7 protein-coding genes and 1 pseudogene are annotated in these 10,300 nt (G+C 69.3%); 4 read left to right on the top strand and 4 right to left on the bottom strand.

Going from position 1 to position 10,300, the window contains the following annotated elements; translation table 11 throughout:
• Window positions 1–111: 111 nt before the first annotated feature.
• From ICC28_RS39660 to ICC28_RS39645, 4 genes are all read right to left on the bottom strand, one after another.
• Window positions 112–324, bottom strand: coding sequence for a hypothetical protein (locus ICC28_RS39660; RefSeq protein ID WP_188293734.1), 213 nt, complete (start codon window positions 322–324; stop codon window positions 112–114).
• A 504-nt stretch (window positions 325–828) separates the two neighbouring features.
• The gene (locus ICC28_RS39655) at window positions 829–2,469 is read right to left on the bottom strand and encodes a subtype B tannase (protein ID WP_188293733.1); all 1,641 of its coding nucleotides are present in this window, start codon (window positions 2,467–2,469) and stop codon (window positions 829–831) included.
• Between the two features lie 751 nt (window positions 2,470–3,220).
• Window positions 3,221–4,735 (bottom strand): sensor histidine kinase, encoded by a 1,515-nt coding sequence (locus tag ICC28_RS39650; protein WP_188293732.1) that lies wholly within the window; start codon window positions 4,733–4,735, stop codon window positions 3,221–3,223.
• Window positions 4,732–5,433 (bottom strand): response regulator transcription factor, encoded by a 702-nt coding sequence (locus tag ICC28_RS39645; RefSeq protein ID WP_188293731.1) that lies wholly within the window; start codon window positions 5,431–5,433, stop codon window positions 4,732–4,734. Before ICC28_RS39645 ends, ICC28_RS39650 begins: the two co-directional genes overlap by 4 nt.
• 204 nt (window positions 5,434–5,637) lie before the next feature.
• On the opposite strand from ICC28_RS39645, the gene ICC28_RS39640 reads away from it, so the two are divergent.
• From ICC28_RS39640 to ICC28_RS39625, 4 genes and pseudogenes are all read left to right on the top strand, one after another.
• On the top strand, window positions 5,638–6,807 hold the full coding sequence (locus ICC28_RS39640; RefSeq protein ID WP_188293730.1) for a DUF3500 domain-containing protein: 1,170 nt from the start codon (window positions 5,638–5,640) through the stop codon (window positions 6,805–6,807).
• A gap of 100 nt (window positions 6,808–6,907) precedes the next feature.
• Window positions 6,908–8,119, top strand: coding sequence for a HupE/UreJ family protein (locus ICC28_RS39635; protein ID WP_223190764.1), 1,212 nt, complete (start codon window positions 6,908–6,910; stop codon window positions 8,117–8,119).
• Between the two features lie 224 nt (window positions 8,120–8,343).
• Window positions 8,344–9,732, top strand: a complete 1,389-nt coding sequence (locus ICC28_RS39630) for an alpha/beta hydrolase-fold protein (protein ID WP_188293728.1) — start codon at window positions 8,344–8,346, stop codon at window positions 9,730–9,732.
• Window positions 9,733–10,093: 361 nt separating this feature from the next.
• Window positions 10,094–10,300, top strand: a pseudogene (locus ICC28_RS39625) (1,4-beta-xylanase); the annotation flags it as partial.

The following is a 10,300-nucleotide window of genomic DNA, read 5'->3' as shown; positions in this document are numbered from 1 at the left end:
GGGGTTCTCCTTCGGGCCGAGGACCGGAGCAGACATCGGCTGCGGTCGCTGCGGGTGTCAGGCGCTCTGCGGATGCCGGGCGCGCTGTCGGGGTCAGATGCTCTGCGGATGTCAGGCGGTCTGCTGGAACGGCCGGTCACGCAGGACGTTGATCTTGTACGCCGGCTCGAAGAACGCCATGTGCTCGCCCCTCGTCGCGGAGGACGGGGACGCTCCGGAGACGTCCAGCACGGTGCCCGTCCTGCCCGACGCCTTCTGGTCGTCACCGCCGGCGGCGAGCAGGACGGGATGCGACGAACCTCCATGGACGGATGCACCGAACAAGGCTGGACCGGAAGTCCCCGCCAGGAACCCGCGGGACGCAGGCAGGTCGTTGTCCATGCCCCCCAACGCTATGGGCATGATCTTTCCAACCGCTGTAAGCGATCTGTGTGCCACCTTTGGGGGCCCGCGGGTCGCTCCGCACGAGTAGTCCGGCCCCGGGGCACGGGCGCTGGGAGGCAGACGTACGGGGTCATGGGCTGGGAGGAGGACGGCTTCCGGCCGCTGAACCTCGTGCGGTCAGGCGCCGGTCGCGGCCCGTCCGGGGCTGCCACGGACGCCGGTCAGAAGTGACCTCAGCGCTGAGGGCCTCCCGCCCGCGAATACTCCGCGCGGCGGGAGGCCCTTCCTCCTCCGGGACCGCAGCCCCGCCCCACGGCGGATGCGGCCCTCTGCTCGGATGCTGAAGCCGGGGATCGTCGGCGGCAGGATCCGGTCCCCGACGCAGCTACGTCGGCTGAGGGACACGGGCGGCCCGACCAAGCACCCCTGCTTCTGGTGAACCGACTACTTCTTGTGGCCCGACACGTCGGCGATCCAATCCAGGAAGGCGGCCGGGTCGTTGTTGGCTCCGTGCCCGGCGTCCCAGTACATCAGGGAGTCGACGTCGTCACCGATGCCGTAGAGGGAGGCGGCGAGGTTGCCGACGATGACGGGCGAGGAGTCGGTGTCGTTGGTGCCGACCCGGATCCACCAGTGCTTCGACCGGCCCGGGTTGCGCTTCTTGATGAAGTACATCGGGTTCATCAGGTTCAACAGCTCAGGGATGTCGTCGGCGAGCCGCGCACTGCTGCTGCCCTCGTGCCGCAGGCTGTACAGCGTGAAGTGGCGGGCCTTGGTGGTGCCCGTCCCGAACAGGTTGTTCTCGCCCGCCGACAGGTCGAAGGCGTCGAACGCCGGAGTGGACTTCTTCCGCGTCCCCACGTGGTCGACGAATCCGTCCCAGGTGAAGGTCGCCTTGTCGCCGTCCCAGGTGATGAAGGTGTTCTTGGCCAGATAGGCGGAACGGGCGGAGTCCGACAGGGACTTGAGGTACATGGCCGCCGCCGGCTGGAGGTAGGTCTCCACCAGGTACTCGTCGTAGTTGGCGGCCGTCAGGGGGCCGAAGCCGTTGATCCCCTTGAGCTTGAGGGAGGCCTGGTAGGTGGCGAACTGGGACTTGAGGTCCTTGGACACCGTCTGGTCGACCTGGCTGCCGCTCCTCGTGGCGCTGGTGCCCCAGCAGTACTCGTATGCCCCGTCGGCGTGTTCGAGGTCGGTGATGGGGCACCACTCCGCGGAGGCGAAGACGGCGTCGCTCGCGTCGGCCGCTCCCGCTTCCTTGAGGTACTTGTCGTACAGCGGGCTGTCACCCGAGGCGCCGAGGAGGGCGGACAGGGCGCCGCCCGCACTGCCTCCGGCGGACACGATGCGGTCGGTGTTGCCCGGGATGCGGCCCTTGTTGGCGCGCAGGTACCGGATGGCGGCCTTCAGGTCCACGATGACGGCCGGCGCGGTGCCGTAGTACACACCGTCCGCGTCGACGAGGCTGCGGCCTCGCGCACCCGGTTCCACGACGACGTAGCCCGCCGCCAGGGCGATCTCGGCGAGGTTGGGCACCCCGCCACCCGCTCCGCCACCGCCGCCGGGGCCAGTGCCGCCGGGGGCCGAAGCACTGGGCGACGGGCTGGCCGACGTGCTCGGGGACGCACTGGCCGAGGCGCCGGGCGCGCCCGTGTTGCCCATCTCCATCGCCGCCTGCCCCACCCCGGTGGCGGCCGACACGTTCGCCGGCATGTAGCCGCCCACCGAGTTGGTGAAGAGGATGGGAGCATCGGTGGCGTCGACGGCCTTGCCGTCGATCGTGACGGGGACGCTGACGACCAGGCTCTGGTGCTCCACGTCCACCGGGTTCGCCACGTAGGTGATGGCCTTCCAGAAGTGGTACGTCACTTCCTTCTCGCTGCCGTCGACTGCGGTGACGGTCGTCGTCAGTTCCGTGTAGGCGTCCCGGTCGAAGACCAGGGAATCCGAGGCCTTCTTGGACTTCGAGCCGGCCGTCCCCGTCGAGGCCTGCGCGGTCAGGGCGATACCCCCGACCGCCGCGGCACCGGCGGTGGCACCGAGCCCGATGACGACGTTCCTGCGCTTGACTGCCCTGTGCTTCACTGCGCTCACTCCTGTTCGCGGCGGCTTCGGACCGCTGCTGTGCGTTGTCGCATGCGCGGGGCGTTCTCGCGGTGGTCGGCAACGGCCGGGCCCGTATGGAACGGCCGCCCGGAGCGGACGCTCCGGCGATCGACGCCAGGTACGGACCGGTTGCTTGCCTGTGCGGCGCCCATCTCTCGCCTGCCGTGCGAACGTAGGTCAGCCGATTTTCCAGTGTCAACAATTATGTCGCCTTCATTGTCAACACATACCTTCCCTAAGGAAGTACACAGGCGGTTCGGCCCTGTCAGCCAGGACAGCCGCCGCGCAGGCCGACGGCGGTGATCGCGGTCAGAATGTTGCCGACAAACTTTGCGGGGCCTTGCTCCAAGGCCGGGTAGTTCGGCGTTCTCCGCAGCCACGCGCATCGCACAGTCACGAAGCTCGGGAGGATGGAGATGAGGGCCGAGGAACGGCCGTGCCATGGCTCACCCTGCGGGAACAGTGCACACCACGAGATCCAGTCAGCGGTTCACCCCCCCCCTGCGTCCCCGCTGCATGACTTGGCGCGACCCCGGACGCCACCGCTCGGTTCCTCCCCGGATCGCCTGGCCGCCGCTCATCGCCTTCACGCTCCTCGGTATCAGCCGCCGCGCCCACTCCTTCGAGGAGCCCAGGGCTGGCATCGGCCGAGCACGCCGCGCAGCAACCGCCCTGCGGACCACGGACTTGGCCTGCCGCACGCTGACGGCCGTCCTACCCTTCGGTGCCTTCAGCCGGGCCGGGCAGGACTGCTGCTGCGTGGCGTGCGAGGGCTCTGCCCCTGCCCGGCCTCGAAGTCACCAGGCGCCGTCGGCACACCGGACCGGTCAGCATGGAGGGGCTCGGCGGAGTCGGGTGCACTGTCCGGCAGCAGCAGGGAGCTGCTCACGGTGAACCCGACCGAGGCCCCGCCACCAGATCGGGTCCACGCGAAGACGGTGCCGCCGTGGTTCTCGGCTACGTCACGGACGATGGACAGGCCGAGTCCGGACCCGGGCAGGCCGCGAGCGGTGTCGGCACGGTAGAAGCGGTCGAACACACGGGCGGCGTCGGCGGCGGCGATACCGGGTCCGCGATCGGAGACGGTGATCCTGCCCTCGCGGATGTGCACCGTGACGGGCTCCGAGGCGTCACTGTCGAACTTGGCTGCGTTCTCCAGCAGGTTGCCGATGGCGCGTTCGAGGCCATGACCGCGTCCGAGGACGACCGAGCCGTCGGCGTCGATCTGCACCAGCCGTCCCGTGCGCCGGTGCAGATGGCGACCGGCTCGGTGGGCCACCGAGGCCAGCTCAACAGGCTCCGGGGTTTCGTCACGGTTCCGGGAGAGGGCGAGTTCGACGAGCTCGTCGACCAGGTGGCTCAACTCGTGCATCTCGCCCTCGACGTCGTCCAGAAGCCGTTCACGAGCGTGCGGGGAGAGCTCGCCGACGCGGCGCAGCACACTTGCGTTGGTACTCAGACTGGTCAGCGGGGTCCGCAGTTCGTGGGCGGCGTCCTCCACCAACCTCTCCTGGGCCTCGCGGGAGGCGGCGAGGCGGCCGATCATCCTGTTGAACGACACCGCGAGCCGGCCGACTTCGTCCCGTCCCTCCACCGAGACATCCCAGGCGAGGTGCCGGTCACCGCTGACTTCCTCGGCAGCCCGCGCCAGCCGCACCAAGCGCCGCGTGATGCATCGCGCGAGCAGCCAGCCCACGACGGACGCGGCGAGCACGACCGCGAGTGCGCCCCCCGCGATCTCTTTGGCCATGCTCTCCAGCACATCGCGTGTCGGGCCGATCGGAACGGCCGCCTGCAGGGCGCCGCGGCCCTCGCCCAGCGCGACGGTCCGCTGACAGTAGGTGTCGCCGTTCACGACGATCTCGGTGACCTGTTCCCCTGCTCCGGCCTCGCCGGAGGCGGCGAGGGCACGCACGGAGTCGGACACCGGCAGCACCACCTCTGGCCCGCCCAGATGAGTGACCTTGCCGTCCTGAGCCACGACCTGCACAATCGCCTGCTCCGCCTCGTCACGAACAGCACCGAGTCGGTCACGGTCGAGGGTGGAGACCTGCGCCCCCGGATCCGCGAGATGCTGCGACCTCATCTGCTCGTCGGCCATCGCCAACGTGACCAGCCGCAGTGTCCGATTGGCCTGCGCGACGACCTGTTCGGAGGCGGCCAGGTAATTGAGCACACCGACGAACGCCGCCACCAGGGTGCCGGCTACGGCGAAAGACAGCGTGAACCGCGCGCGCAGACTCATGGCAACCGGACCGCGTACCCGACACCGCGCACCGTGTGGATGAGTTCGGGAGCTCCGAGGGCGGTGAGCTTGCGCCGCAGATAGCTGACGTAGCAGGCCAGGTTGTTGGCGTCCCGCCCACAGTCGTAGCCCCATATGCGGTGGTAGATCGTCAAATGGTCCAGCACGATCCCCTCGTTGCGCACCAGCAGCTCCAGCAGGTCGAACTCGGTCCTCGACAGCTTGAGCTCGCTGTCGGCCCACCATGCGCGCCGAGCGCCCGGCTCGATGCGCAGCGACGCGATCCAAAGAGCGGCCCCGGCCGGCTGGGCCTCCTGGTCCACCGGCGCCAGCGCGGCCCGGCGCTGCAACGCCCGCAGCCGGGCCAGCAGTTCCGGAACCCGGAAGGGCTTGGGCAGATAGTCGTCGGCGCCGGCGTCGAGGCCGGCGACCCGGTCCGACGTCCTGGTCCGGGCGGTGAGCAGTAACACGGGGGTGCGGTCGCCGTCGGCTCGCAGCACACGGCACACGGCCATGCCGTCGACATGGGGCATCACGACATCGACCACCAGCGCGCTGAAGGAGCCCCGACGGGCCCGGCTCAGCGCCTCCACCCCGTCGACGGCGGTGACGACGTCGTATCCCTCCAGCTCCAGTGCCCGGGCCAGGGATTCACGGATCGCACGATCGTCGTCGGCGATGAGGACACGGTTCAGCACGTCCTCATGATGGCTCACCCATCACACCGATCCCATACGAACTTGCGAGTAACGATTATCAGTTCGACGTGGCCGGCCCCGCGCCGTGCGGCTCCCGCCGAAATGAGCGCTCGGACTTTGCCGAACTCCCATAGTTCTCCTATGGACGTCACAGGCCCTTCACCCACGATGAGGGCTCCCCACCTGATCCGCTCCAGGAGATCCATGGCCACCGTCGTCCTTCCTCCGGCTGCTTCCACCACCCCGGTCCCGTCGGCTCGCCGGGAGGCCAGAGAGCGGTCCCGCGTCCGCCGTGCCGTCGCCCTGGTCGCATGCCTGGGCCTCGGCCTCGTCGGCTGTGGTTCCGGCGACTCCGGGACCTCCTCTTCGGAGACGAGCAGTGCTTCCAGCCAGGGCGCGACCACGAGCACCGGCGCCGGAAAGGCCAACACCGCCGAGGTCGTGGCCGCCGCCGACGCCTTCCTCAAGACGCTGTCCGACGACGAGAAGGACACCGCGCTCTACGAGTTCGGCGACGACGCCAAGACGACGGGCTGGTCGAACTTCCCGACCGGCGGCGTCAAGCGCAACGGCATCGAGCTCGCCGGCCTCGACGACGACCAGAAGGCCGCCGCGCTGAAGGTCATGGAGGCCGCCCTCAGCGAGCAGGGCTACCAGGAGCTCCAGGACATCCGCGCCGCGGACGACTACCTCGCCCAGGCGCAGAGCTCCGGCGGCGGCAGGGGACCCGGTGGCGGCGACGAGTACAGCTCGGACAAGTACTACCTGGCGTTCTTCGGGGAGCCCAGCGAGACCGAGCAGTTCATGGTCGAGTTCGGCGGCCACCACGCGGCGTACAACATCACCTACTACAGGGACGATGTCAGCCTCTCGCCCACGCTGACCGCCATCGAGCCGCAGACGTTCGAGCTGAACGGCACGTCGTACGCCCCACTGAAGGACAAGCGGGAGACCACCATGGCGGCCATCGGCGCGCTGAGCGACAGCGAGCTGGACAAGGCCGAGATCAGCGGCAGCTTCGACGACCTGCTGCTCGGTCCCGGCAACGACGGTCCCTTCCCGGACCCCGAGGGCGTCGTCGTCGGCGACCTCAGCCAGGAGCAGCAGGACAAGGTCACCGCGATGATGCGCACCTGGGTGGACGACCTGGACGAGGAGGCCGCCGAGGCTCTCATCGCCAAGTACGTCTCCGCGTACGACGAGACGTATCTCGGCTGGAGCGGCGCGACGGACATCGACAACGAGGAGACGTACGTCCGCGTCGACGGCCCGGCCGTGTGGATCGAGTTCTCCAACCAGGGGGGCATCGTGCTCGACGGCGTCCACCAGCACACCATCTTCCGTGACGAGACCGCCGACTACGGCTGGAACTGACAGGGCGGGAACTGCTCCGGTGCACCGTCTCCTTCTCTCCCTCCTCTTCACGGCACTTGTGCTGGTCTGCTGTCCCGCGCCCTTGGCCGAGGCCCATCCGATGAGCACCTCGGCCGTCCTCCTCGACATCCGCGACGACCGGGTCGAGGGGGAGGTGCAGCTGCCCGTCGACCGGCTCGCCGTCGCCGTCCACCGCGACCTCACTCCTGACAGCGTGCTCGGCACCGACCGGGCGTTCCTCAAGCGGTACACGGCCGGGCACATCGGCGCCGTGGGCGAGGACGAACGCTCGTGGCCGGTCACGCTCGGCACGGGTACGGTGCGGACGATCGACGGGACGGCACACCTGGTCTACCCGCTCACGATCCGGCCGCCCGACGGCACCGTCACCGACTTCGACCTGCGCTACGACGTCATCGTCCAGGAACTCCTCACCCACAAGGTCATCGCCACCGTCCGGTACGACTTCGGCCGCGGCATCCTCAGGACCGACGACGCCGAGACCCTCGGGGTTCTGGACTTCTCGACCAAGAGCATCGAGGTGCCCGCGGGCGAGGGCTCGTGGCTGCGCGGTTTCGCCACCACCGCCGGCCTGGGCATCGAGCACGTCGGCGAGGGCGCCGACCACCTGCTGTTCCTGCTGATGCTGCTCATCCCCGCCCCCCTGGTGACCGTCGGCGGCCGATGGCACGCGGCCCCGTCGGCACGCCGCAGCGTCGTCCGCGTCGTACATGTCGTCACGGCGTTCGCCCTCGGCCACTCGCTCACGCTCGCCCTCGCGGCAGCCGGTGCGATCGACCTGCCGAGCAGGCCGGTCGAGACACTGATCGCGCTGTCGATCGCGGTGTCCGCCGTCCACGCCGTCCGGCCCCTGGTGGCCCGCGGCGAGGTGTTCATCGCCGCCGGGTTCGGGCTGGTCCACGGGCTGGCGTTCGCCTCGCTCATCGGCGAACTCGGCCTCGACCGGGGGGCGTTGGTGACCACGCTGCTGGGCTTCAACCTGGGCATCGAGCTGACGCAGCTGCTCGTCGTCGCGCTGATGATGCCCTCCCTGATCGCCCTCGCCCGGACGGCGGTCTATCCGGCGTTCCGGATCGGCATGGCGGTCGTCGGGCTGGTGTTCTCGGTGTCCTGGATGCTCGAACGCGCCACGCTCACGTCCCTCGACCCCTTCGAGGGCGTGCAGACCTGGCTGGTGGGGCATCCGCTGCTCGTCGCCGCCACGGTCGCCGCGTCGGCGGTCGTGGCACACCAGGTGGCGCCTCGGACACCGCGGCCGGCGGCGGAACTCTCCAACGGCGACGCCCTATGAGGCCATGGCCACGCCTCCGGGCGCCCGTCACGACCGGCCGCCCTCTCGCCGGCTCCGGCAGTCGTACGACCCGTCAGGGAGCGGCCGACGCGGACCGCCGCACACGGTGCGCCCCGCCCGGCTGCGTGCAGCCGCCGGCTAGGGCGTGACCCCCCACAAGCTCGCAGCCGTTTCATCTCGGCTGTGTACCGGAAACACTGTTCGACTCAGGAGGACCAAGGATCATGGACAGGCGGGCGTTCATAGCAAGCTCGGCAGGGGCCGCGCTGGCCGTTGTCGGAGGCGTGGCGGCCTACGGGACCGCTTCGGCCGACGAGGTGTCGACGGACGGGCACATCAAGAGCGCCACCGCGATCACCGAGGTCTTCGGTGACGGTCTGAAGCTCACCGCCGTGGCGCTGGAGTACGACGCGCCCATCAGGAGCGCGAAGCTGTCCACGACGACGTTCACCGTCGCGGACCGCACCATCACCAAGGTCTACGCCGCCACCGCGCCCACCCCGGCGAGGAAGGGGCGCAACGGCCGCTACGTCATCGTCGAGATGTCCCCCGACGACGAGGCCGCCTCCCTGCTGGAGAGCAGCGGCCCCAGTGGCGGCGGCACCCCGCCCAGCGGTGCTCCGAGCGGTGCCCCCAGCGGTGCTCCGAGCGGCGGGCCCAGCGGCGGCCCCGGCGGCGGCAGCTCGGGCCCGAAGATCAAGGAGGCCGTGGCGACGGTGGTGCAGGCCGGCACGGTCACCACCGCCCGCGGCACCGTCTACCCGGCGGACTCCGCCGGGGTCACCACGACCGCCGTGAAGAACCTGATCGTCGACGACTTCGAGCAGCTGTCCTTCACGGACCCGGCAACCGGCAACACCCTCAAGTACAACCTGTACAAGCCGCGGGGATACGACAAGGGCAAGTCGTTCCCGCTGGTGCTGTTCATGCACGACGCCGCCGTGCTCAGCAGCGACCCCCTGACGACCCTCGTCCAGGGCAACGGCGCCATCTCCTGGGCGAGCCCGGAGGACCAGGCCAAGCGCCCGGCCTTCGTCCTCGCCCCCCAATACGCCAGCGCGGTCGTCGACGACCACGGCGGCTACACGGTGACCAGCTGGCTCGAGACCACGGTCAACCTGCTCAACAACGTCACCGAGACGTACAACGTCGACACCAAGCGCCTCTACACCACCGGCCAGTCCATGGGCGCCATCATGTCGATCGTCATGGACGTGCAGTACCCCGACCTGTTCGCCGCCTCCTACATCGTCGCCGGGCAGTGGGACACCAGCACGGTCTCCCCGATGGTGAACGACAAGCTGTGGATCACGGTCGCCCAGGGCGACGAGAACGCCTACCCCGGCCAGAACGCCATCACCGAGAAGCTGGAGTCCGAGGGCGCCACGGTCACCCGCGCGGTGTGGGACGGCACCTCCACCGAGAGGGAGTTCGCCGCCGAGGTCAAGAAGATGGTCGCCGAGAAGACCTCCATCAACTACGTCGCCTTCGAGACGGGCACGGTCGTCCCCAGCGGCGTCACGGACAACGCCCTGAACAACCACCTCTACACCTGGAAGATCGCCTACAACATCGAAGGCATCCGGGAGTGGATCTTCCGGCAGCACAAGTGACCCCGCCAGGCGCCCGGTCAGGCGCCTGCAGAAGGACCGGCGCCGCTGCCACCAGGCAGCGGCGCTCAGGGCCGCGCCACCCGCGATGGGTTCGCGCGGCCCTGAGCCACGCCCGCGGACCGCGCCGACCTCGCGCCGGGAGGCCGTCGACGTCACAGGATCGCGAACCGGGTGTTTCGTCCGACCTATTGACGCGACCATGCCCGACACCTACTTTCTGGTCGAAGTTACGAATGGAGTTCGGAATATCGAACTAGCTGAGTGTGTGGGAGCTCACCACCTGTCTTTCCCGCCCACTCCAGCCCCGTCGGACTTCCGCTGTGGCCCGATCGTGGCACCCGCAGAAAGACAGGAGACGCACGTGTCCGCGCTTCTCGCACGGTTGGCGGCGGTTTTGGCAGCCGCCTGCCTGCTGTTCACATCCCAAGTCCTGGCCACGCCTCAGCGAGCCGCGGCCGCAGACCCGGGCTACCTGATGACGCACTTCATCGGGGAGGGGTCGACCGGCCAGCAGATCTACTTCTCGCACAGCGCCGATGGCCTGCACTGGACCGACCTCAATGGCGGA

The sequence above is a fragment of the Streptomyces sp. TRM68416 genome, assembly GCF_014596915.1.
In the GTDB taxonomy this organism is placed as follows: Bacteria; Actinomycetota; Actinomycetes; order Streptomycetales; family Streptomycetaceae; genus Streptomyces.
Note: the sequence above shows the minus strand (reverse complement) of the source record. Positions and strands in the feature narration are given on the sequence as shown.